Here is a 26,320-nt window from a genome sequence, read left to right on the forward strand (position 1 = left end):
CTACTCCTTCTCAGACGAGTCGCTCACCTTGTTCTGAGCGGCCTCAGCCTCCTCTTCTTCCTCCTCTTCGGAGCGGCGGCGGGCGATGAGGGCCAGCAGCAGGGCCATGGCCCCCACCAGCGCCGCGCCGAAGATCCACGGCATCAGCTCGTCGCCAGTCTGCGGGAGCTTCACGTAGAACACCTTGGTGCCCCACGGCGTGGTGAAGATCAGCGTGCGCCAACCGCCGGCACCGGTCATGCCCAGGTCGACCGAGCGCTTCACCTCGGGCGTCCAGTCGTACGGCGACAGCAGGTTGAACTTCTGACCGTAGGCGTTGGGCTCGGAGCGCACCACGCGGAAGTTGCCGAGCACGCACATCGAAGGCGTGATGCCCACGCGACCCTCGCCCACCACCTGACCGGTGGCCTCGCCCCAGTCGTTGTCGTTGTTGTCGTCGTTGCCCACGTTCAGGGTCACGAACTCGCCGCCGTCGGGCATGGTGGCGCGCACGCGGTACAGATACGGCGTGTCGCTGCCGTCCACCATGGGCAGGCCGCTGAAGCGGTAGGCGCCGTTCACGTCGGTGTCCATGGAGGCCACCTCCGTCCAGCCGTCGTCGGAACGCACCGTGGTGCCGTCGATGGCCGCCAGCGCCGTGGGCGTGTAGCTGGCGCCACTGAAGCCCACCGCCGCCTGACCGGCGAGCGTCTTGCGCTCCAGGTGCACCGTCATGCCGGGCAGGTACTCGGCGGTGTCGTCCTGCAGGCCGTCGCCCTCCGGATCGTTGTAGGCCACACCGGCGATGGTGGCCGTGGCGTAGGGCACCAGGCCGGTGTCGTTGAACTCGCTGTCCTCGGCCTCGCTGGCCAGCCAGCAGGTGCCGTTCGGGCCCATCAGGTACACCGTCAGGCCACCCGTGGCCAGATCGGTGCGCTCGGAGGGCACCGCCAGCACGATCATGCCGGACACCGGGTTGGCCGGATCCAGAATCTTGGTCATCTCGTCCAGGTCGGAGTCCACGTCGGCCGCGCCGGCGTTCATCAGCGTCACACCGTAGCCGGCCGGCAGGCTGTCCACCTTCACGCGGTAGCCGTACAGCACCACGGTCTTGTCGTCGCGGCGGATACCGGCCGTGGGCAGGTTCTCGAAGGCCCACTCGCCGTTGCCGGCCGAGGTGGTGTGCGCCGCCGCCGAGTTGTTGAAGGCGGTGTCGGCCACCCACTCGGTGCCGTTGAACCAGTAGCGCTCGAGCGACACCGGAATGCCGCCGAAGCGCTGGGTGTCGCCGGCATCGCGCACGCCGTCGTAGCCGTTGTCCTGCCACACCGTGCCGGCGATGCGGGCCTCGGCGATCTTCACCAGACCGAAGTCGTGGTCCAGCGAATCCTGCCAGTTGATGTCGGACCACAGATTGGCCGCCACCGGCACCGACAGCTCGGCCATGCGGGCCTCGTAGGCCTCCATGAGGCGCTTGGTCTGCGGCACCTTGTACACCGGCTTGCCGTCCTCGAACACCTGGTTGCCCGAGGCGTCCAGCATGGGCTCGCCGAAGATCTCCACGTGGTGGGCAGTATCCACAGCCTCCAGTTCCTCCACCGTCGTGGCCGCCAGGATGGCATCCATGATGACCTGCTGGTCGGGCGTCAGCTCGGGCAGCACCGGCTCGGTGCCGTTACCGGCATCCTCGCCCTCGGCCGCCTCGGCGAAGGCGCGGGCGTCCAGGGCGGCGAAGGCAGCCAGCAGGCCGGCCGTGACCGCACCGCCGTCACCGTTGCCGTCGCCAGTGCCGTTGCCGTCGCCGCTGCCGGTGCCGCCACTAGTGCCGTCGCCACCATTGCCGTCGCCCGTATTGCCGTCGTCGGGATCGGTCGCGTCGCCCGCACCCGAGCCGCCGTTGCCGTTCATGTCGGCGAACTTGGCCGTCGGGCCGTCGGTGCGCGAGCCCACCTCGTTGTCGTCAGCCAGACGGGACAGCACGATGAGGTCGCCCACCTCGGCAGAGCCGGAGGGCAGCTTCACGTCGGCCTTGTTCGGCGTGAGGGCGTCGGTCACCGCATCGTAGTTCGAGTTGATGGTGTCGTCCTCGCCCACCTGCTGCAGCGTGGGCATGTACTTGTCCTCGTTCGGGTAGCTCACGATCTCCACGCGGTAGCCGTACAGCACCTTCACGTCGGCCGTGCCGCCGTTCTCAAGTTGGAACTCGTGGTTGCCGGTGCCGGGTGCCAGGAAGGCCCAGTCGCCGGTGCTCACCGTCTGGTCGAAGGCGCCGCCGGGCACGTACTCCTCGCCGGCCTCGCCCGGATCGTAGGTCTCCTCGCGGATGAGGCCCTTCAGCTCGTCGATGGTGTAGTTCGTCGACCCGTCGATGCCGTCGGCGTCCTCCATCAGCACCGCCACGTCCTCCTGGGTGAAGGTCCAGTCGCGACGCCACACGCCCTTGTCGTCATCGGTCGGCTTCAGAGCGCTCTCCAACTCGTTCCACTTCTTGTCGAACGCCTTGGCCAACTCGCCGTCCAGGGCACCGGGCACGTCGCGGATGGTGATCTCGCCCGTCACCTCGTCTTCCACCTTCACCGAGTAGCCGAAGATGTAGTCGCGGTGCGAACGGGCCACCACGCGCAGCTCGTCCATGGTGCGCTCGGCGGCGCTCACCCACTTGATGGTCACCTCCTCGTTGGCCATGGACTCGATGGCCTTGATCTGCTCCTCGGTGAACTCGGGCGACGGATCCACGTCGTACTCCTCGCGCGGATCGTGCTCCAGGAAGCCGGCGCCGGTGGTGTCGTACCAGTAGCGCACCAGCTTGATGGTGGCGCCGGGCACGCCTTCCTCGCCCTCGTCCTGCAGGCCGTCGCCGTTCACGTCGTCCCACACCTTGCCGGCGATGTACACCGGGTCCTGCAGCACCAGGCCGGCGTCGCCCGCGTGCTTCAGGTACAGGCGGTTGGCCAGGTCGTACTGCACGCCCTTGTAGGCCACGTCGTAGCGGTCGGCCACGGCCGCGCCCTTCTTGGCCGACTGGGCCACCACGGCGTAGGTGTCCTCGTTGAAGCCGTCCTCGTTGTACTTGCCGGCCATGGACGCGTTGAACGTCTTCAGGTCGGAGTCGCGGTCGGCGCCGTTGGAATCCACGTGGAAGCGGCTGGCCACGTACTTGCCGTCCTCCAGCACCTTGATGGCATAACCGGCCAGGTAGGGCGAAGCGGTCTCGTAATGGCGGGCGTCGTCGGCCTTCAGGGCGGCCAGGCGCGCCTCGTAGATGGCCTTCAGCTCGTTTTCCACCTCGACGGTCACGGTCTCCATCACGGGCACCTGCTCCATAACAGGCACGCGCTGGGTCACCTGCTCGCCGGTGACCTCGTCGATGACCGGATCGCCGTTCTCGTCCTTCACGGGGATGGAGTCGAACACCGGGTTACCGTTCTCGTCGGTCTTCTGCTTCTCCTCGAACACCGGCACGGTCTCCATCACGGGCACCTGCTCGTAGACCGGGTTGCCATCGGCGTCAACCATGGGCTGGTTCGTATCCGGATCGATCTTCTGCACGTAGATCGGCTTGCCGGTAGTCTCGTCGAACAGCAGGTTGCCGTCATTGTCGGTGGCCTGCTTATTCTCGGTCACCGGGTTGCCGAGCTCGTCCTTCTTCTGGCGCTCCTCGGTCTTCTGCACCTGGGTCTGGGTGAACTTCGGCTCGTTGATCTTGGCGATCTGGGCGGCCGACAGGCTCTCCAGCTCGGCCAGGGTAAGCGAGCGCAGCATGTTCGCCGTCACCTCGCGCGCCTGCAGGGCGGCGATGGACTTCGCCGTCAGCACCATCTCGGGCTGGTAGATGTTGCCGAAGTCCGGCTTGGTGGGCATGGCCTCCTTGTCGTCCACCAGCACGTAAGCCGGCAGCTCGGAGAAGTTGTAAGTGCCCTTCTCGTCGGTGAGCGTGGTGCGCTCGTGGGGACGGGCCAGCAGCGTGCACTTCACCGTGGCGCCGTTGATGGTGCAGTCGATCATCTCGGCGCCCGTCTCGGCGTCCACCGTGATGGCGCCGGCGTTCTCCGACTTCACGTAGGTCACCTTGCCCTGCTCGATCACCTTGCCGTCGGCGGTCTTCACATCGGGAGTCTTCACCAGGTACTCGCCCGAGCCCACGAAGGCCTCGTTCTCAACCCAGGTACCCGAGTCCTTCAGGTTCTGGAAGCGCGAGGTGGTCTCGTAGGGGTACAGGCGGCCGTTGCGCACGTAGTACACATCACCGTTGGAAGCCGCAAGCACGTTGTTGGCGGCCGAGGCCTGGTACAGCACCAGCTTGGTGTGCGTGGAGTCGGTGTAGTAGAACGTGTTGCCGTCCTCGTCCTCCACCAGCTGGTGGGTGTGGGTGGCGTCGTACTTGGGCACGAAGTAGTACTGGGTCAGCACCACGGTCATGTCCTTCAGGCCGTCCTCGGTATCCTCCGCCGGGGCGTTCTCGGGATCGTCCACCACATCGTTGAAGTTGTCGCGGATGCCGTCGTAGTTCTCGTCGTACCACACCACACCGGCCAGGCTGGAGCGGTCGGGCGGCGCGAAGCCGGCGTTCATGGACGTCTGATCCTGGCCGCGGGCGAAGTCGAAGTCGAAGGTGGCGTTCGCCACGCCTTCCACGCCGTTCTCCTCCACTGTGCTGGAAACCTGCACGGACAGGTGCTGGCCGGCCATGGAATGCGCATCGGCAATGCCCGCCAGCACGATGCGACCGCCGAACAGGGCCTCGCCCGCATCGGTCTTGCCGCTCATCACGTTCTTGGACACGCCGGTCTTCGAGGTGGCGCCCACATGGGCGGCGCTGCCCGTCTGCACATCGTCCTCGTACCAGTACACCGGGTAGTTGCCCGGGGTGTAGCGCGGGCTGTCCTCGTGGATGTTGCCCGCAGCGCCGGTGGACGTCGCCAGCGCGGCGGCATCCTCGGCGTTGAACAGCGGCTGGCTCTTGGAGTTCCAGGCGTCCTTGTCGGTGGTGTTCCACTGATGGGTGGTCACCAGCGTGGAGGCCAGGCCGGTGGCGTTGTTGGCGCCGCTCACCTCCAGCGTGTAGCCGGCCAGGTACCACTTGCCGTCGGCATGGTGGTAGGCCGTGGGCAGGTTCTTGAACTCGTAGTAGCCGTCGATGTCCAGATACCACTTCTCGTTGTCGCCAGCGCCCTCGGCGTAGGCGCCCTTGAACTCGTTGAAGCTCTTGTAGCCGGCCTCCCGCAGATGCTCGTCGGTCAGCTGCACCTTCTTCTTGGTGGCGTTCGTGGCGCCGCCGGTCAGCACGGTCATCTGGCCGCCCGCCATCTCGACGCGCACGTCCTTGTTGTCGCCGGTCAGGTACTGGCCGCCCCGCTTCCAGGTCTTATCGGCATCGTCGAAGTACCACGCCGTCAGGATCATCTGCTTGTTAGCGTAGCCCTCCTCGCGGTGCATCTCGATCTCGTTCTTGCCGTTCTTCTTCACCACGCGAATCTCGTCGGCGAAGTTGTACAGGCCGTCGTAGTCGTAGTCCTCCCACACGAAGCCCGAGATGTCGTAGCCCGGCGGGATGATGAGACCACCGTCGGAATGGGCGCGGTCGTGGGACATCATCAGGTCGTAGGCCACCAGGCTGCCGCGCTTGCTAGCGTTGGCGGCGTTGGTCTGGTCGTCGTTGTTCGAGGCCGGGGCGTACACGATGTTCGACGCGTTCGCATGGCGCTTGGCGATCTCCACCGTGGTGGTGCCGTCGGCGTTCTCGATAACGTACTCGGGGGTGTTGCCCTCGGTATCCACCACCTCCAGCAGCACGATGAACTCGTCGTCGGCCGCCGGGTCGATGGTGGCGGCCCCCGCGTTGGCGGTCTGGGTCAGGTGGTTGTTCGTGAACAGGTCGGAGTTCTCGGTGTAGCCCACGGGCACATCGGTCTCCACACCGTCCACCACGTCCTTCTTGGTGGCCACACGGGCCTTGGCCTTGAACAGGTCCTCGGAGGTGACGCGCGCATCGGTCACCTTCACCTTGTAGCCGTACACCACCCAGGCACCGTCGCGCTTGCCGGCCGGCTCCAGGTTCTCGAAGCGGTAGGCACCGTCCTGCACGATGCTGTAGCCGCCAGCGACGGACTCCTTGCGCAGGCCGCAGCCCTGCACCTGGCCGACGAAGGCGGAGGTGAGGAAGCCCACCACCTCGGGCTCGGTCTTCACCGAGATGGGCCTGAACACGTCCTTCATGGAACCGGGGTTGTCGGGATCTTCCTCCTGCACGGTCTCGCCGTACACGTAGTCCTCGTCCTTCGTCCAGTTGGTGCCGTCGAAGTAGTAGCGCTCCAGCTCCACCGCGTAGCCGTTCAGGCCCTTTTCGGTGGCGTCCTGCACGCCGTCGTTGTCCTCGTCGTTCCACAGGATGCCGCTGATGGAGCGCTTCGTGGGAGCCACGGCGCCCACGTTGCCGCCGGCCACGCTCTTGCCGGCCACCGTCAGCCAGTCGTAATTCACGGTCTTGCCGGCGGCGTCGGCCGACTCCACCAGCTGGTTGGCGGGCACGCTGCGGTAGTCGGCCGCATCAGCCAGAGCCGTGGTGCCCTTCACACCCTCGGCGGCCACGATGATGCGGGCGCCGCTCTTCATGTTTACAGCATCGGCACCGCTGCCCACCGTTGTGGTGGCGCCAGCGCGGGTGCCGGTGATGGCGGTGCCATCGCTTGCCTTCACCGTGGCGGTGTCGCTCACCACCATGCCGCCGGCAGCACCCACGCGGTTGCCGTACTCCACGTCGGAGTCCTTGGTGGTGTCGGTGCCCTGGTGGTAGCCCGTGAGCATCCAGGTACCGTCGTCGGCACCGCTTTCCAGGCCCTTGATCTCAACCTGGTAGGAAGTCAGGTAGTAGTCGTCCGACGACAGCTTCTCGCCGCCATGATCGGGCAGCGTGGCCTGCACCGGCAGGTTGTAGTCCTCAGTCGACTCGTAGTGGGCCGCGGCCACCTTGTCGAAGCGGTAGGCGCCCGAGGCGTCGGTGAGCTTCTCGCGGGTGGCGCTCTTGATGTTCACCCACGTGCCGTTCTTGTAGAACCACTTGGTGAGCATCATGGTACGGCCCTCGAGACCCGGCTCGTTGGCATCGTGCACGCCGTTGTAGGAATTGGCGCGGGCCGTGGCATCCGCCGCCGGGGCCAGCGGATCGCTGCCCGTCACCGGATGGTAGCTGTCGTCCCACACCTCGCCGTCGATGTTCGTCTCGGGGATGAACACCAGGCCGCCGTCGCCGCCCTGCTGGCGCTGCACGGCCATCTTGATGTCGTAGTCGACGCCAGCGTAGGGATAGGGGTCGTTGCTTTCGTTCGTGCGCTTGCGGGCGACGATGATCATGCCGTCGGCGCGCGGCTCGGTGGCACCGTCGGCCACGGTGGTGAAGCGGTTCACCATGGGGAAGGTGCCCTCGCTGCTGCGGTAGATGTCCGAGTCGTCGGCATAGCCGTCGTCGGTGGCCTTGGTGGTGGCATGGGGCTTCGTCAGGGTGGCGCCCTTCGGCAGCTCCACTACCTCCACGCGGTAGCCGGCCAGGTACTCGGTCGTGTCGGTCTCGTCGGGCTGGTAGCTGGCGGGCATGTCCTCGAACACGTACTTGCCCTTCGGCAGGCCGTCCTTGTCGTTGTCGTCGGCCGTCACCTCGTCGGCGAACACGTTCTCGGTGCGCACCCACACGCCGTCCTTCAGGTAGTACTGGGTGATGCGCACGGTCACGCCGGCGATACCCTCCTCATCCTCGTCGCGCACGCCGTCGTAGTCGGCGTCGTTCCAGATGAAGCCCTCGATGGGCGCGCTGGGCGGAATCACGTAGCCGCCGTTGATGTACAGGTCGTTCTTGCCGTAGCTCAGGTCGAAGTTGTAGGTGCCGTCGCCCTTCACGTACTGGCCCGCGGCCACGCTCGTGCCCGCCGCATCGTCGGCGGTGGAGCCGGCCAGCACCAGCATCGAGTCGAGCGTATGCACGTAGCCGGTGTTGGAATTGGCCTCGTTGCGCTTCAGCGGGAAGGTGTTGGCGCCGTGGCGGTTCTCGTCGGGGTTGGACGCGTTGGGCTTCACGTAGGCAAAGCCCTTCGAGTTCCAGTGGTCGAACCCGACGAAGCCGCTATCGGTGGTGATATAGGGGTCGGGCGTGACCATCACTTCCCTATCCGAGGGCTTGAAGCCCGGATTGCCCTTGATGGCCACGGTGTAACCGGCCAGATACTCCTTGCCCTTCACGTACACGCGCACCGGCAGGTCGGTGAACTCGTAGTAGCCGTCCAGCGTGCCGCGGGCAGCGTTGGCGCCCTGGGTGGTGGTGTTCTTGAAGGCGAAGGCTTCCTCGGCCTCGTCGGTGGCCACGCTGTCGCCGTAGGCCTGCGTGGGGAACCAGTGGCTGTTGCCCATATTCGGGTTGGTGTTCTCGGGATCGTAGTACCACTGGCGCAGGTACATATGCGTGCCCACGCGGCCGCCCTCGGGATCGGTCAGCTTCAGCTTGGTGCGCTTGTCGTAGTCCGGATCGGTCTCCTCGGGATCGGGGTAGCCCGTCGTCGAAGCGAAGGGCAGATCCAGCTTATAGGTGTACACGCCGTCGTGGTAGTCGTTGTCCTTCCACACATAGCCGGCGATGGTCTGGTAGGCGGGCTCGATCTCGCCCACGTCACCCGCATTGCGCGTGATGACAGGCTCGGTCCACTGGTAGCGCACCTCCCCGCCGTCGTCCATGGCATGGCCGGCCGGAATGGTGGAGAAGGAGGCATCCAGACCCGTGGCGTCGTCACCGGCCACCGAGCCCAGGATAACCTGGCCGTTGTTGGCGCGCAGGGTGCCCGCGGCGTCGTAGCGCTGAACCACCGGCGAGCTGTGGTACAGCGCGCGCTCGTCGGCATCGGCCATGGTCACCGGGGTGGCACCCACGGTGTCGGCGTTGCCAGCGATGCCGGCGGCGGTGGCGGCCACGTTGGAATCGACCGCGACATCGTTGCCCTGGTTGGCGGCCGTGAAGTGCCACGGGTCGTTCAGCGTGCCCTGGGCGTGCAGCACATTGCCCTCGCCATCGGTCACGTCGGCCTCGTGCACGTAATCCACCGGGTCCGCCAGCTCGATGCGGTAGGCAGCCAGGAAGTACTCGTCGGTGCCCGTCTGGGTGTTGTACTTCACCACGCCCGCAGGCAGGTTGTCGAACACGTACTCGCCCTCTTCCACGGCCACCGTGTTGCCGTCCTTGTCGAGCTTGGTGGCGCTGCTGCCGGCCGCAGCCGTCTTCACGGCCACCACGGAGCGCAGGCCCGCGGCATCGGCGCGGCTGACGCCGCCGGTGACCACCGGCACGCGGTCGCTGGCGCCGTCGGGCAGCTTCGTGGTCACCCAGTCGCTGCCGAACTGGGCGTTCTGCACCCAGGCGCCCACGGCATCGGCCGGAGCCGCGCCGTTCACCTGCTTGGTGCCGTCGGACTTCACCCACTCGATGATGCCCACGTGCACGTCGCCCACCAGCTGGGTGAACGCGGCCGCATCGGCGGGCACGTAGTACCACTGGGTGGCCAGCACGGTCTGGCCGGCGATGCCCTTCTCGTCCTCGGCGCGGATGCCGTCGGAGGCGGTGTTCTCGGCGCGGCCGTTGGCATCGCGCTCGGTGTCATCCCACACGACGCCCGTGATCTGGGAGGTGGGCACCTTGAACAGACCGGTGTTCACGTTCTCGCGGGTACTGAACTCGTTGGCGATGTCGTAGTCGGCACCGCCGATGTTAATAGTGTAGGGCAGCGGGTGCTTCACGCCCGTCACCGTGGTGTTGGCCGTGGTGATGAAGCCCGTCTTCTGGGCGTAGGCACCGTCGGCCTGCTCGCCGGTGGCGGTGAACTGCGGGTACACCGTCACAGCCTCGGTGCGCAGCACGTCGCGCTTGGCGTCGGAGTCGTTGTTCGAGGCGCCCTGGCCCGACTGGTACAGGGTGAGCACATGGCTCTCGGGCAGCTCGGGCAGCACCACGCGGTAGGCGGCGATGGCCAGCATGTCGTCGGTGGCATTCGCCACGTTCTCCACGGTGGTCAGCGGGTTGCCATCGGCGTCGAACTGCACGTAGGGCAGCAGCTCGCCGAAGCAGTAGTAGCCGTCCTTGCTGCCCTCGGTCTTGGTGAAGGCGCGCTTGTAGCCCAGCACCGTCGTGGTGGGCACGCCCGCACCGTCGCCCTCCTCGGGCGTCACCGTGGCGGTGTCGCCGAAGTTCATGTTGCGAATCCACGCACCGCGCACGGTGGTGTTGTCGCTTTCGTACACCACTTCCAGCATCTTGGCGTCGGTAGCATCGAAGGTGCGGGACGGGCGCAGCTCGGCAGTCTTGCCGTCCGTGGTGGTGTAGGTCTTCGCATTGGCGATGAACTGCGTGCCGTCGGCCGACAGCTTGCCGTCCAGGTAGTACCACTGGGTGAGCTGCACTTCCTGACCGTTCACGGCCACCTCGCCCACGGTGGCGCCGGCAGTCACCTCGCGCACGCCGTTGAAGTTGGCGTCGTACCACACGTAGCCCGACACCTCGGTGGTGCCGAAGTATCCGTAGCCGGCCGACAGGTTGTCCTCATCCACACCGGTGGCCATGTCGAAGGCCACGGTGGTGGCGTTGTCACCGGTGCCACGGGTGGCGGCCACCTTGTAGTTGTCGTCCTGGGTGAAGTCGGTGGTGTTACCGGCCAGCACGATCATGCCGTCCAAGGTGGACACCGAGCTGTTGGCCACCGGGCCCACTTCCATGGAGCCGTCGGGGTTGTTCGGCCAACCGGCGTTGTGGGTGTCCTTGGTGTAGCCCTGGCCGGTGCGGTTGTGCCACAGCAGCGGGTAGTTCGTGTTCGCGAACACGTCGCCGCCATCGGCCGCGGTGTAGGTAACGCCGTTACCGTTCACCAGCTCGGTGCCGATCACCTGGGCGGTGGAGTTCTGGTCGTTGCCGTTGGTCACGCCGGTGCCGTCGGAGGAGCGGGTCTGCTCCATCTTGGTGACGGGGAAGTTCACCGCCATGGCGTCGGTGCCGCCCAGCACCTCCACGGTGTAGCCGGCCAGGTACTCGGTGCCCTCCACGGCCACGTACACCGGCAGCTTGTCGAAGCGGTAGTAGCCGTCGCGCACCTTGTCGCCATCGATGGTGGTGGCCTCCATGGTCAGCGTGGACACCTCCACGTTGCCCGTAACGGGAGTGCCGCCCGTGGTGTCGGCCAGCGCGATGCCGGCCTCGGCCAGGGTGGCCGCGGCGAAGGCCGGGTAAGCCGCCAGCATCACGGCCGTAGCGGGGTCGTTAGCCGGATCCACGGGGTTTTCGGGATCGGTCGGATCGGTGGGCACCTCGGGCTTCTTCGGCTCCTCGGCACGCTGGCCGTTGTCGAAGTCGGCCTTCTGAATCCACTGGCCGCCGTTGCCGTCGGCCGCGGGCTTGAAGTACCACTGCTTCAGGATGACCTTCTTGCCCACCAGGCCCTGCTCGTGGTAGCGGTTGCCCGCCACCTCGAAGTCGTCGGAGGTGCCGTTGTTGTACACGCCGTCGTAGTTGGCGTCGTTGAACACGTAGCCGGCGATGTAGTGGGTGGGAATGTCCATGATGCCCGCGTCGTTATGGGCGCGGCTGGCACCCTTGGCCCGGTCGTAGGTCAGCGTGGTGGGAACGTCGCCCTTGACCACCGCATGACCCTCAGCCTTCGGCTCGGAAGCACCGGCAGTCAGCGCCGGGTAGCGGCCGTAGGAGTCGACGTTGTTCTGATCGGCGTTGAGGGAGTTCGCGCCCGTCACCAGGTTCGAGGGCTGCGAGACCGTCTTCACCACCGTGGCCGGATGATCGGTGGCAGCCACGTAGTCAGCGGCATGGGCCACGTAGTCGGCGTCGTCGGCCACGTTCAGCAGCACGGCGTACTCGTTCGGGGCCATCATGTAGCCGTCGCGGTACACCAAATCGGAATCCAGCGTGTAGTCGGTGCCCTCCTGGTAGTTGGCGGCCAGCAGGTTACGGCTGCGGAAGCGCTCGTCAGTCAGACGCGTCTTGTAGCCGTAGATCACCAGCACGCGGGTGGCGCCCGGCGTATCGAAGCTGACCAGCTTGCCGTCCAGCATGTAGCGGTAGTCGGAGGTCTTCAGGTTGCCGAAGGAGAAGCGGCCGTTCTCGTCAGTCTTGGTGTTGGCGTACTCGTAGCCGTCGGCACTGAACTTATGGCGCTTCTTGGGCTTGCCGTCGGGACCCATCACAACCGTGCCGTCGGCCAGCGTTATATCCTCGGTGGCGAAGCTGCCATCGGCGTTCTTCTCCCAATGGCCCACGCCGGGCTTCATGTTGTTCTTCGTGCCAGAGTACTGGTCCAGATAGTTCTCCGGAGCCACGTCGGCCCACTGGGTATCCCACAGCCACGTACCGTCGGCACCCTCGCCTACCACCTGCACGTAGCGCTCCAGCGACACCTGGGCGCCCGCCACCGGCGGCTCGGCCAGCGTGGCAGTCGGATCATCGGGATCGGGAATGTAGTTGCCCTGCAGGCCGTCGTTGGACTTGTCGTACCACACGTAGCCTGACAGCGTCTCGTAGGGCGGGCGCACCTCACCCACGTCGCCGCCGTGATGCACGCTCTGGCCGTTGGCCTCCTTCATCCAGTCGTAGATGACCTTGCTCTGGTCCATGTTCTTGTCGCCGTCCACCTCTTCGGTGGTGTTCGGATTGCGGTTCTCGGGCTTCACCTGCTCGGACAGGATGATCTGGCCGTTGTTCTGGCGACGGGTCTTATCCTTGTCGGCGTTCTGCTGGGCCACGATGTAGGCACCCGAGGCACCCTTGTTCGCATCGCTCAGGTCGGCCACGTCGGAATCCAGCGCGGTGTCCACGTTGGAATCGCCGTGGTAGCGGGTGAGCAGCCAGGTGTCGTTCTCGGAACCGGCCACGGTCGTGGCGTCGCCCGCCACGGTCACGTTCATGGCCGGAATCTCCAGGCGGTAGGCCGCCAGGTAGAACTCGTCGGACAGCCCGTCGGCCGACTGCACCACGGCCACCGTGGGCAGGTTGTCGAAGGTGTACACGCCCTGGGTGGTCATCACGGGCTTGCCCGCGTCGTCCAGCACGGCGTTGCCGTCGCCATCGGTCTTGGCGCTGCCGTCGGCGGTCCACACCGACACCACGCCGTTGCCGTTGTAGAACGACCCAGACATATAAGGCTTATGGAACACCTTCTTCACCGCCACCGGGTTGGCGGGATCGGTCTCGTCGATCTCGGTGATGGTAGAGGTGTAGGCGGTGTAGCGGTCCTCGCCGAACAGGGTGTTGCGCAGCCACACGCCCTGGGCCAGCTCGCCGGGAGCCGTCAGCTGCTGCCCGTCGGCACCCAGGATGGGCGTGCCGTCCGCCTTCTTCAGCGGAATGGCGGCCTCGGTGGAATCGGGCTTGGCCGCCGCCTGGGCATCGGCCAGGGAAGCCGCCACCAAATCGGCGTGGTTGGCCACGAAGGCGGTCCACTTGCCGGCCGGCACATACAGCCACTGGGTGATGCGCATCTCCTGGTCGGCGATGCCGGGCTCCTTGTCGGTGTCGGGCACCATGGTGGTCACCGTCTCGCCGTCCACCGTCTCGGTCACGGGCTTGGTGGCCTGCACGCCGTCGTAGTCGGCGTCATCCCACACGCGACCGGTCACCTCGCCCTTCAGCAGCTCCACCAGGCCCGCGTCGCCGCCGGCCACCAGGTTGGCGGTCGGACGCGGCAGGTCGTAGCGCTTGCCGTTGTAGAAGGCGGTGGTGTTCGCGGCGGCAGCGCCGTTGTTCATCTGGTATTGGCCGCGCTTATCGCCGGTCACCTGGTCGGTCAGCTCGCTGGCCACGATAGCGTAGCCGTCGTGACGCGGCTGGGTGCCGTAACCCTTCTGCAGCTCCTTGAACGTATCGCCCGACGTCTCGGCGGTGCCGTAGGCGTTGGCCGCATCGTACTGCTCGTACAGATTGATGGCGTTGTCGGCCCCGCGCAGCGCGTCGGAGTCGTTGGTCATGTTGTGAGCCGCATCCTGGTTCTTCAGGTCGGGGTTCATCGACTCGTGCGGGAACGTGATGGCGTAATCGGGCTCCACCTCGTCCAGCACCAGGCGGTAGCCGGTCATGTACAGCTTGTCGGAGGTCACCTGCTGGGCGTTTGCCAGCAGCGGATCGTCGGCCGCGTCGATGGCCGGGAAGACCGGCTCGGTCGCACCTCCGTTGCCGCCCTCGTTACCGCCGTTGCCGTCGTTGCCCTCGTTGTCGCCGTTGCCGCCCGTGCCCTCGTTGTCGCCGTTGCCGCCCTCGGTATTCTCGTCGCCACCGGTGTTCTCGCCCTCGCCGTCCTCGTCGGCCTGGGCGGCCGGCGTGGCGCCGATCACCTTCACCGTGCCGTTCTCGTCCACGGGCAGGTTCACATGATCGCGGTTGGCGAAGTAGGGCTGGATGTCGCTCAGGGTGGTCACGGCGGCGTCGCCCTCGCCCACCGTCAGCTCGTCCACGTACACGTAGCTAGCCAGCTCGTCGAAGGCGTAGTTGCCCTGGGCATCGGTGTAGGTGCCCTGGAAGTAGCCGTTGGCATCCACCTTGATGCGACCGTCCAGGGTCAGCGGAGCGGCAGCGTCGCCCTCGCCCACCTTCGGCAGCTCGCTGATATGGGTGCGGTAGCTGAAGGTGCGCGACTTGAACCACACGCCATCGCTGGTGGTGTCCTCGTCGCACTCGTACTTGGCGTCCTGCAGGCGCTTGATGAGGTCGGCCTCGTCCTTGGGAACGAAGAACCACTGGGACAGCTGCACGGTCTCGCCGGCCACGGGCACATCGCCGGTCTCCTCGTACACGGTGCGGCCCTTCTCGGCAGTCACCACGCGGTTGCCGCCGGTCAAGGCGTCGTAGTACACCTTATCGCTCTTCGTGGAATCGTAGTTCTCCTGCAGCACCACGGGCTCGCGCAGCGTGTAGAAGCCGTCCACGTTCTTGTCCTGGAACACGAAGCCGCCCACCTTGCCGGTGCCGTAGAAGCCGAAGCCGGCGTTCAGGTTCACTTCGTCGCGGCCCAGCGTCCAATCGAACACCAGGGCGCCCTCGGCGTCGGAGTCCACGCGCTTGCCGTCGGCATCCACGGCCACCACGGCCTCGGCCACGTTCGCGCTCTGGGTGTCGGAGGCGCCGGCCAGCACGATCATGCCCTGGATGTTGTGCTTCGTGTATTCGGTGCCGGTGACAACGGCATCGTCGCCCTCGCCCTCGGTCACGGTGCCGTAGGTATCCTGAGCGGTGCGCTCGTTCCACACCAGCGGGTAGTTGTTGGCGGTGTAGGCGGTGGTCACCCCGTCGGCCAGATTGATGCCGGCCACGGTGCGCTGGCCGCTGTAGGCCTGGGAGTTCACGATGTCGTCAACGCCCGTGCCCTGCTGCAGCAGCGTGGCCACCGCACCCTGCATGTCGTTCTCGCCGTTGCCGCCGGCCAGCTCCACGGTGTAGCCGGCCAGGTACTGGCGGCCGGGCTGGGTGCCCTCGTGCTTCTGCACGTAGCGGGTGGGCAGCTGCTTGAACCAGTAGCGGCCCTCCTCCACCACGGTGCCGTCGTCGGCGGGCTTGCCGTCGGCGGTGAGCACCCACACGCCGCCCAGGTTCTTATCGTAGGTGGAACCGGGGATGACCTTGCGGTTGCCGTGGTTCTCGGTGGCGGCGTCGCCGTCGATGGTCGCGGCGGCGGTGTAGTTGTCGTTGCCGAAGGAGGTGTTCTGCTTCCAGCCGTCCTCGGTGAGGTACCACTGCTTCAGGATGACCTTCTTCTTGGCGATGCCCGGCTCGCCCTCGTCCCGCTTGCCGTTGTAGTCGGTGGTGGCCAGGTTGGTGGCCTTGCCGGAGGCATCCTGGAACACCACGCCGCTGATGGCCTGGTTGATGGGCGTGCGCATACCGGCGTCGTTGTCGTCGCGGTCGGCGCCCAGGCCCAGGTCGTAGGTCAGGTTCACAGCAGCGGTGGGCTCGCCGGCGGCCGGTGTCTCGGCATCGCCCTCGCCGGCAGCGGGCTTCAGGTTGCCGGCACCCACCAGCTTGTCCGCGTCGGTAGCCGTCGGCGTGTTACCGTAGCGGTCGTTGCTGTTCTGGTTCATGTTCTTCGACGACGGGGCCGTCAGGTGGTTGCTGGCGGGCGACTCGTCGGTCACCACGTTCAGCAGCACGTCGTACTGACCCGGGGCCATCAGGTAGCCGTCCTCGTGGATGAGGTCGGAATCCACGGCGAAGCTGTTCACGCCACCGGCCACCAGGTACTTGGCGGTGTCGTAGTAGCGATCCCACCAATCGGGCGCGATCACCCGCAGGCGGTAGCCGTACAGCACCAGCATGTCGTCGGCCGTGGCGGCGCCGGGCACCATCACGTAGCTGGGCAGGTCGTTGAAGCTGAAGCGGCCGTCCTTGTCGGTGGTCGCCGTGCGGTCGTATTCCTTCTTGGTGCCGTCGGCCGCGGTGAAGGTCTTCTTCAGGCCGTTCACCGGGTCGGCCGCATAGGCGTTCCACGAGGCCTCGTCGGCCCAGTCGGTGTCGCGCGTCCAGGTAGCGCCCTCGGCCACGGCGAAGGAGCCGTTGTCGGTGCGCTTGGCGGTGATGGTGAAGCGCTCCAGCACCACCTTCTCGCCGCTCAGCAGCTCCTCGCCAGCCGTCGTCAGCGAGTCGCCCGTGATGGGATCAACGGTAAGCGCGCCGGCATTGTACAGGCCGTCGTTGTTGGCATCGTTCCAGATGGTGCCGAAGATGCTCTGGCGCGGCTGCTGCACCTGGCCGATGTCGCCGGCCTCCACGGCCACCACGGTCTCGGTGGAACCGGGCTTCACGGCCACCACGGTGCGCTCGCCCGTGCCGTCGACGGCATCGGGATCGGAAATCCAGCTGTAGGTCTCCACCGCGCGGCCCGCGCCCTGGCCGGCCGGCAGCTGCACCCAGGCGTTGCGGTCGCCGTCGGAGTAGTTGCCGTCCTCGTCCACCGAGGGCTTCACGTCCAGGTCGGTCACCTGGCGGGCCAGGATCACCTGGCCGTCGTGGGTGCGGGTGGTGCCGGTTGCGTCGGCCGCATCGGAAGCGGCGCCGGTGGAGTCGCCGCTCACACGGCCGGCCACCACCATGCCGCCGGCGATGCCGAAGTCCACCTCGCTGGCCACGTCGGAGTCGGACACCACCGATTCGGCGTTGTTCACCGTGGCGATCTTCGCCGCGTCCGCGCCGTCGGCGTGGTAGCGGGTGAGGATCCACTGGTTCTCGGTGTCGTCGATGGCGTTGCTGTGGTCGTGGTACAGCTCGGCCAGCTCCACGCGGTAGGAAGCCAGGTAGTAGGTATCGTCGTTGTCGGTCACATAGGCCGTGGGCAGGTTCGTCACCGTGTAGCGGCCCTTCTCGTCGGTGGTCACCTTCAGCACGCCGTTGGCGGCATCCTGGTAGGCCAGCGGCTGGCCGGTGGCGGCGTCGTACACGATGGGCGCCACGTCCTCGCCGGTGCCGCGGCTGTACCGGTTCGACGTGAAGGTGTCGGAACCGAAGGCGGTATTGTGCATCCAGTAGCCGCCCACTTCCTCGGCGGGAGCCACCACAGCAGAGGTGTCCCAGGTCACGGTCGCATCGTCGCCCTCGCCGGACTCCTCGCGCTTCACGTTCGCGTCAACGGTGGCCGCCAGCTCGGGATGCAGGCTCGCGAAGCGCACCCACTCGTCGCCGGGCACCCAGAACCACTGGGTGAGGTACAGGGTCTGACCGGGAATGCCGGCCTCGCCCGCATCCTGCACGCCGTTGTAGCCCGTGGCGTAGTTGTACACCGGCTGGCCGTTCTCGTTCAGCACGGCATTGCCGTCCTCGCCCACGGTCTTCACGCCGGTGTCGTCCCACACGCGGCCGGTCAGGGCCGAGCGCGGAATCTTCACCAGGCCGGCCTCGCCGCCGCGCTGCTCGCCCATGGGACGGGGCACGTCGTAGGCCACCGAATTGTAGATCTCCTCGTACTGGTAGTGCTGCTCGGCGTTGCCGCGCTTGGCCACGATCACGTAGCCGTCGGTGCGCCAGTTGGTGGCATTGCCCGCAGCGTCGGAGGTGTGCTTGTCGTCGGCCTTCAGATCCAGCGAGTTGTCGAAGTACTCCTGCACGATCTGGATCACGCGATCGTCGCCGCGCACGGCGTCGGAGTCGGCATCCTCCAGCGGCGCGCCGTCCTTGGTCACCGTGATGGTGGTCAAGTCGGGCGGCAGCACCTTCTTATCCACGTTGACGCCCACATGCGGGGTGGTCAGCGCGTAGTCGGGCGCCACATCGGCCATGGTGATGCGGTAGGCCGTCATGTACAGCTGATCCAGCGAGGCGGCGTTGGCCTCGGTGATGTTCTCGGCCGTGGTGTCGTTGGGCTGCAGAATGCGGTCCACGGTCACCGTGCGCGTGGGCTCGGCGCCCTCGGCACCCTCGCCCTCGGCAGGCGTCTGAACGGTATCGGTCAGCACGTACACGAAGCTGGGCAGCTGCTTGAAGCGGTAGACGCCCTCGCCGTCGCCGTTGCGGTTGTCGGTGTAGGCATCATCGCGGTGGAAGCTGGACTTGCCGGATTCCTCGATCACGTGGATCCAAGCGCCCTGCTCCACCTTATCGGGCGTGCCGTCGGCCTTGCGCGTCAGCGTGTTCGTCCGACGATCCACCTCGTAGTTCTCGTCCTCGCGCTCGAAGGCGGCGATCAGGGCCTCGTCGGTCACCCAGAACCACTGGGTAATGGACATGACGCCGTTGGTCAGCAGCTCCTCGCCGGGGTTCAAAATGCCGTCGAAGTTCTCGTCACGCCACACCTTGCCGTTCACCTCGGTGTAGCCGTACTCGCCGAAGCCGGCGTTCATGCGCAGCTCGGACTGGCCGCGGCTCATGTCGAAGCGCACGGTCACGTCCTCGGCGGCCGGCACGTCGGCGCCGTCCTTGGAGCCGGCGGCAGCCGCATCGCGGGTGGCCTCCACGTAGTACTGCTTGGCCGTGCCGCGGGCCGCCGCCGTGGCGGCGTCGGCGCGGTTGGTGGCCGCCGCATCGCGGGTGGCCTCGGCCGGGGCGGTGCCCTCGGTCACGGTATCGGAAATGGTCAGCGGCTCGTCGTCGCCGGCCAGCTTGTTGGCCTGGGCGCGGGCGGCCAGGATGATCTTGCCGTCCAGGGTGGCCTTGCTGTTGAAGTCGGCGTCGTCGGCCGGGTTCTGCGCGGTCTGCTCGTTCCAACGCACCGGGTAGTTGCCGTCCACATACACCTCGTTGCCCAGCGAGGCCAGGGCCGACACGGCCTTGGAGTTCACGTCGTCGGTGGCCAGGCTGCCCTGCTGCAGCAGCGTGGCGGGCAGGCCCTGGATGGCCTCGGCGTTGGTGGAGGTCACAGGACCGCCCAGCACCTCCACGGTGTAGCCGGCCAGGTACTCGGCCGCGGGCTTCGACGTGTCGGCACCCTCGGCGCGGCGGTCGGCCACGTAACGGGTGGGCAGGTTCGCGAAGTCGTAATGACCCGCGTCGCCCACCACGCCGGCGCCGGCGGCCGCGGTGGCCGTGCCGGCATCGGTGAAGGTGCACACCGCGCCCAGGTCGGCGTCGTAGGTGGCGCCGTCGATGGCGGAAAGCGAGCTGTGGGGCACGTCGCCGGCGTTGGCGGCGGCCCAGGTGTAGTTGTCGGCACCGAAGTCGGGGTTCAGCACCCACTGCCACACGTAGGCGGGCTTGTCGGCGCTGTCGCCCTCGCCGGGCTCGGAGCCCTCGGTGCCGTCGCCGGTCGCCTCGTCGCCCTCGGCCTGAGCAGCCGGCGCGTCGGGCGTCGTGCCCTCGTCGGGTTCGGTGCCCTCGGTATCGTCGGTGCCCTCGTCGGTCACCGGCACCGGAGCCCAGTACCACTGCTTCAGGATGACGCGCTTGCCGGGCAGGCCCGCATCCTGGGTGTTCTCGTCGGCGGCGAACAGGCCGTCGTAATCGGCGTCGTGGAACACCACACCCTCGATGGACTGGAACACCGGCTCGCGCAGACCGGCGTCGTTGCCGGCGCGGTCGGCGCCGCGGGCCAGGTCGAAGGTGGTGGTGCCGGCGAAGGTGATGGACTCGCCCTCGGCGGCCGCCCGGTTGAAGGCGTCCACGGCACCCGTGGTGTACACGTCGGGCACGATCTTGCTCTCGCCGGCGCGCGGCTCATAGCCCTCGTCGGCCGTGCCGTAGCGTACCGCGTCGCCGTAGCGGTCGACGGTGTTCAGGTCGGCATGGTTCGGGTTGGCGATAACCGCGTCGTTCTCGGTGGGCGACGTGGCCGTGGCCACATCCAGCAGCACCGTGTACTCGGCGGGCACGCCCTCCTCGGCCTCGGCCATCAGGTAACCGGTGCCGTGAATGAGATCGGAGTCGTAACGGTAGTCGGTGCCGGCCAGGCCGTAGTCGTCGCCCTGCAGGTACTTGGCGGTACCCCAGTAGCGGTTCCACCAGTTCTCGTCGGTCACGCGCACCTTGTAGCCGTACACCACGCGCTTCTTGGCGAAGCGCTGCACGTCGTCGGCCACGGTGTCGTCGGCGGGCACGTACTCCACGCGGCCCGGCTTCTCGGCCTCGGTGCGCACGTACAGCACATCGTCCACCGAACCGGCCATCTGCGAGCCGTCGGCCGCCACGGGCACCATGACGAAGCCCTGGCTCTTCAGGTTGTCGAAGCGGTAGGCGCCCGTCTCGTCGGTCACCGTGTTATGGGTGAACGTCTCGGCCGGCTGCTCGGGAGCATCGCCCTCGTCGCCCTCGTCGGGCTCGATGGGATTGCCGTCCTCGTCCAGCTCGGGCTCGGGATCGGGCTCCACATAGGCGCCGTAGGTGTTGTGGCCCTCCAGGCCCACCGTCGGATCGGCAGCGTACTGCTCGTCGTTCACGGCCCAATCGGCGTCGTAGGTCCAGGCGGCGTTCGCGTCGCCCAGCACCAGGTAGTGGCGCTCCAGGGTCAGCTGGATGCCGGCCAGCATCTGCTCGCCCTCGGCCAGCTCGCGATCGGAGCCGTCGGCCGTGGCCACGCCGCGCATGCCGTCGTTGTCGGCGTCGTTCCACACCACGCCGGTGATGGCCTGCTTCGGCGGCGCGATCTCGCCGGCGTCGCCGCCGAACACCTCGCGCACGGGCACCTGGGACACCTTCGGCTTGCCCGAGGCGTCCAGCACCGGGTTGCCGTTACGGTCGAGCTCGGGCACTTCCTCGGTGATAACGGTGCCCAAAGCGTCGGTCTTGGGACGGTAGCCCAGCCAGTCGAAGGTGACGTAGCGGTCGGTGGGCACCAGCAGGTTGGCGTCGGCGGTGCCGTCGCCCTCCACCGTCACGTTAACCAAGTCGGTCACGGGCACAGTCACCCGCGAGGCCGCCAGGTCGGCCGCCTTGGTGCGGATATCGATATTGCTGTTGCGCGTGTCGGCAGCCTCGCCGGCCAGCACGATGTGGCCGGTGTGGGCGCGCGTGCCGGTGTAGCTGGTGCCGTTAATGGAGGCCACGGTGTCGTTGGCGGTCAGAGCCAGGCCGCCGGCCACGCCGCGGGCGCTCTCGGCATCGGAGTCGGCACGGCGGCGCAGCTGCTCCACCACGGCGGCGTCGTCCATATCGGCCACGGTGCCCTCGGCCAGATCCTTCACGGGATCGGCCGCGGTGCGCAGAGGCTGCTGGTAACGGGTGAGCAGCCACTGCTCGTCATCCTCGGCCGCAGCCTCGTCGGTGGACACCCGGCGGGTGTTCGCCAGCTCCACCCGGTAGGAGGCCAGGTAGTGTCCACCATCGGGCGCCGTGTAGGCCGCCGGCAGGTTGTCGAAGCGGTAGGTGCCGCGCACGTTCTCGTCGGTGGTCTCGGTCACGGTGCCGTCCTCGGCGGTGTCGGTGGACACGCCGTCGGCGGTGCGCACGGCCACCACGCCGCGCTTGCCCTCCACATACCACGAGTCGGTGGAGCGCGGACCCAGGAACTCGGTGGTGGTGATCACCTCGTCAGAGGTCTCGTCCACATGGGTCTCGGTATGGAAGCGGCCGGTCAGCTTGTCGTGACCGAAGTCCATGTTGCGCACCCAGAAGCCCGAGCCGTCGGAGGCAGGCTCCCAATCGGCCACGTAGTCCACCACATCGGTCGCGTTGCCGTCCTCGTCGGCCACGTAGGTCACGGGCACGCCGACGGCCAGGGCCTTCTGCTCAAGGGCAGCGGCCTCGTCGTCGGTCAGGGTGCCGGCGGCCCACTTCGCGGCCAGATCGGCCAGCTCGGCGTCGGCCTTCCAGCGGAAGGAGGTGTCGTCGGGATCGGACACGCTGCCCGCGCCGGCGTTCAGATTCGCCAGGGGCAGGTAGTACCACTGGGTGAGGTACACGGTCTCGTTGGCCATGCCCGGCTCGCCGGCGTCCTGGATGCCGTTGTAGCCCTTCTCCTGGGCGGCCGTCCACTGAGCCAGCTCGGCGTTGTAGTCGGCCACCGCGCCGGCGTACTCGTCGTCGCTGGCGAAGTCGGCGCGCACGGGAGCGGCGGGCGCGGGCTGCTCGCTGAAGTAGGAGTCGTCCCACACCTTGCCGGCCACGCTGGAGCGCGGCACCGGCACCAGGCCGATATCCCAGTTGTACAGACGGGCCGCGTCGCCCATGTCGTACACCACAGGCGCGGTACCCGACAGCGGGTCGTCGCCCGGCAGCAGGCTCGTGCCCGGCACCTTCTTCACGGTCTGGCCGTTCAGCAGCTTGCCGGTGCTGTAGTCCTGCTCCGACTCGTAGGCCAGCTTCTCGGACAGATAGTACTTGTAGTCGTTCTTGTAGGTGTTGAACTCGTCGTTCAGCGTGTTGAAGATGGCCAGGGCCTGCTCGTACAGCGCCACGCGGGCGTCGTACTGGGCCTTCAGGTCGTCGTAGATCTTCTTGTAGCCGGGGAAGTCGGGCAGCTGCTTGGTGGTGGTGCTGGTGTGGTGCTCCTCGTCCTTCTCGTTCACCACGTATTCCTTGCCCGCCGCGCCCTCGTAGGCGTTCTTGTAGGCCAGGAAGGCCTCCTGGTCGCTGTTGCCCGTCAGGATGATGCCGTGCTTGGTGTAGGGCTGCGCCGTCTCGCTCGCCTTGTCGTCGGTGGGCAGGATGCGCAGGTTGCCGTTGTCGTTAGCATCGTAGTAACCGAAGCCGATCACGTCGTAGTAGGTGGCCAGGAACACCTGCCAGTCGGCCAGCCACGCCGTGTTGGCGGCCTGCTCGGCCGCGGCCAGCTGGTCGTCGGAGGGGGTGTCGCCGGGCTGCACGCCCACAGAGCCGTAATAGGTCTCGGGCTTGTACTTGTCGTGCTTGTCGGGATCCAGCTCGTCGGGGTTCACCGGCTCGGTGGGCTTCTTGGGAATCTGGCTCTTCAGCGTGGACACGTTGCTCCACAGGTTGTCCAGAGCCGCTTCCACATCCTCGTTGGAGGCGTAGCGGTTCACCACCGGCGTGAACTTGCCGTCGTTCTGCTGCTCGGTGCCGTAGATGACCAGCTCCACCGGAGCGCCGTTGTGCTTCTTAGCGCCGGCCGGGGTGATCTGGCGCAGCACGGTGCCGATCTTAGCCGGATCGAAGCCGGTCAGCGGCGCCTCGTAGGTGATGCGGCCCACGGAAAGCGCGCCTTCCTGAGTCACATGCTCCTCGTCCACGGCCGTCTGCTTCTGCTGGATGGCCGCCACGGCCGCGTCGTAGGTGAGGCCCGTCACGTTGGGCACGGTGAACAGCGGCTTGATGCGCTTGGTGATGACGTCGGTCACCTCGTCGCGCACGATGATGTCGGCATCGTCCAGCATACCGCCCTTGAACTGCGGGTACACCGGCTTGATACGGTCGAGGTCGCGCTTCACCTTGTGGGCGATGGTGTTGGTCTCCACATCGCCGTCCGGACCGCCCGCCACCGTGACCGCATGGGCGACGGTGCGCACGGCCACGAACTTATAGCGCACCTTGATGGTGACCGTCTCACCGGGCTTCAAGGTGATGTTCTGGAAGATCACCGCGTCGTTCAGGTTGGCGTCCTTGCCCACCGTCGGCGTCACGGGCACCGTGGCGCCGTCCAGGGTGTAGGAGCCGACCGCGCTCACGTACTTCGAGGAAGCGCCCGCGGGCAGGTTGCCGTCGGGGAACGGGTCGGTCAGCTTCACGATCTGGGTGGTGTCGGTGGCGTTGCGGTAGGTGGTGGTGTAGGTGACATCCACCAGCTCGTCCTCGTTGTACTCCGTGAAGGCCGCGGGGGTGGCGGAATGCTGCCCCACCGTGGCCAGCACGATGTAGCCGTCGGTGAACGAGCCGGTCTCGGGCTGGCTGCCCTTCTCGTTCAGGTAATAGGTGAAGGTGCTGCCGCCGAAGTCGTTGGTGCCGTCGGCGTTCTGGGTGCCCGTCACCACGGGCGCCGCGGGATCGGCCGGCGTGGCGGCGGTCGCGGGAGCCTTGCCCGCCACCTTCACGTAGATGTCGTCGCCCTTGGCGGCGTCGCGCACCAGGGTGTACAGGTCGCCCTCGTAGTCGGCCGTGGTGGCCACGTAGGTGCCGGTGCCCTCGTCGTAACGGTAGTAGGCGGTGGCATCCGAGGACGGCACCGTGGAGGTGTCGGCCTGGCGCATCACCGTGGTGGTCACGGGCTTGGTCATGGCATCGGAGTCGGTGCCGATGGACTGGCCCTCGTTGCCGGAACGCGTCTGGAAGGCGTCGCGGATGGTGATGGCGTAGTCCTCGTCCAGGCTGGCCAGATCCTCTTGATCGACGCGCAGGCGGTAGCCGGCCAGACGCTTGGTCTTGTAGTCGTCGGACACGTTGCGGGTGTCGCGCGGGTCAACCACGTAGCTGGACACATCGCGGAACAGGTAGGTGCCGGCGGCCGCCTGGTCGCCCGTGTACACCTCGCGCAGCTCGGCGCCGGGGTACAGCTGCCACTGGTACTCGTCGGAGTCTTCCACCACCCATTCCATCACGGGCACGCGCTTGCCGTCGGGCGTGGTGATCTCGATGCCGTCGTCGTTCTTCTCGAAGGCGGGATTGCCGGCCTCGTCGAGGGCCTGCTGGTACTTCACCGTGGAAGTCACGGGCGCGTAGTACCAGGTCTCCATCTTCACCTTCAGGCCGCCGTTCTGCGGGCCCTGGCCCACGCCGGTCTCGGTATCCTGCTGCAGGCCGTCGTTGTTCTCGTCGGCCCACACCTTGTCGCCCAGGTAGCCCTTGGTGCCGTCGATGTAGCCCAGGGCCAGCTTGTTCTGGCGCTTGTAGCCCTTCCACTTGGCCTTCTCGTCCTCGTACACGGCCTTGCCGTCCACCAGGGGCAGCTGGGCCTCGATGGGATAGGTGCGCGCCGAGCCGGACACGTAGCGCAGGTCGTTGTCGGACACCAGGTTGCGGGTGCCCTCGTAGAACAGGCCGTCCTGCTGGTACTCCAGCGGGTCCTGGCTCCAGGTGACCAGCGTCGGCTTGATCAGACGCGTGCTCACCGTGTCGGAGGTCTTGATCACGTAGGTATGGCCGGCCTTCAGGCGGAAGCGGAAGAAGCCGGTGTCGTCGGTGATGATCGTGGCCGGCTGACCGTCGGCGTCGTCGGCCAAAGCCGAGCTGATCACGCCATCGTTGTACTCGTACACCGAGACGCGCATGCCTTCCAGACGCTTCTCGGGCACGTAGGTGGCGCCCTTCATCTGGTCCTCGGTCTCGCCGGAGCCGGCGCCCACGGAATCCAGCAGCGAGTTGATCTCGGTGCTCTCCTCCATATCGCCGGTGGCCAGCACGTCGTCGCGGTAGGTGACGCCCTCGAAGGTGACGCCCTGGGCGATGCCCAGCTTCATCGACGTCATGCGCGCGTCGTAGTCGGCGTGGATCTTCGCGTTGTACTGGTCGGTGCCGATGTTGGCGGTGTCGTAGGCCACTTCCTCCACCTCGATGGCGGCGGTGGTCACGCGCAGGGCGGCATCGGTGCCGGCCACGTCATCGCGCTCCACGCGCTCCACGGTCACCTCGGTGTCGCCGGCGTTGGAGTAGATGTCCTTCTGGCCGATGCTCTTCTGAGTGGGCGAGAAGTTGTAGTACTCCTCGGGGAAGGTGAAGCGCAGGCGGTAGGAGCCCGGCACCAGGTTACTGAAGATGTAGTAGCCCGGGTTGCCGTAGTAGTCGAACTTCGTGTAGGTAACGTACGGCGCGCCGCTGTCGGCGTTGATGTAGTTGTCCCAAGCGTCGCGCAGGGGCTTGCCGGTACGGGCGTCGCACTGCACCCAGCGGTCCTGGCCGCCGGTGCCGGCGTTGTTCACCAGCTGCACCACTTCGCCGTCGCGGTTCACGGGGTTGCCGTACTCGTTCAGCAGCTCCACCTTCACATCGTTGATGCCCGGGTCTTCCACCTCGGCGTCG

General features: G+C 66.9%; 1 protein-coding gene (cut by a window edge). It reads right to left on the bottom strand.

Annotation, left to right across the window (positions count from 1 at the left end; all coding sequences use genetic code 11):
• On the bottom strand, positions 1 to 26,320 hold the end of the coding sequence (locus tag VIN30_RS06325) for an LPXTG cell wall anchor domain-containing protein (protein ID WP_338210144.1). Its footprint extends 41,174 nt past the window's final position; 26,320 of the gene's 67,494 nt are visible here — the last part of the coding sequence; the start codon falls outside the window, past its right edge — the gene reads right to left on this strand; the stop codon is at positions 1 to 3.

Source organism: Adlercreutzia wanghongyangiae (assembly GCF_035989245.1).
GTDB classification, from domain to species: Bacteria; Actinomycetota; Coriobacteriia; order Coriobacteriales; family Eggerthellaceae; genus Adlercreutzia; species Adlercreutzia wanghongyangiae.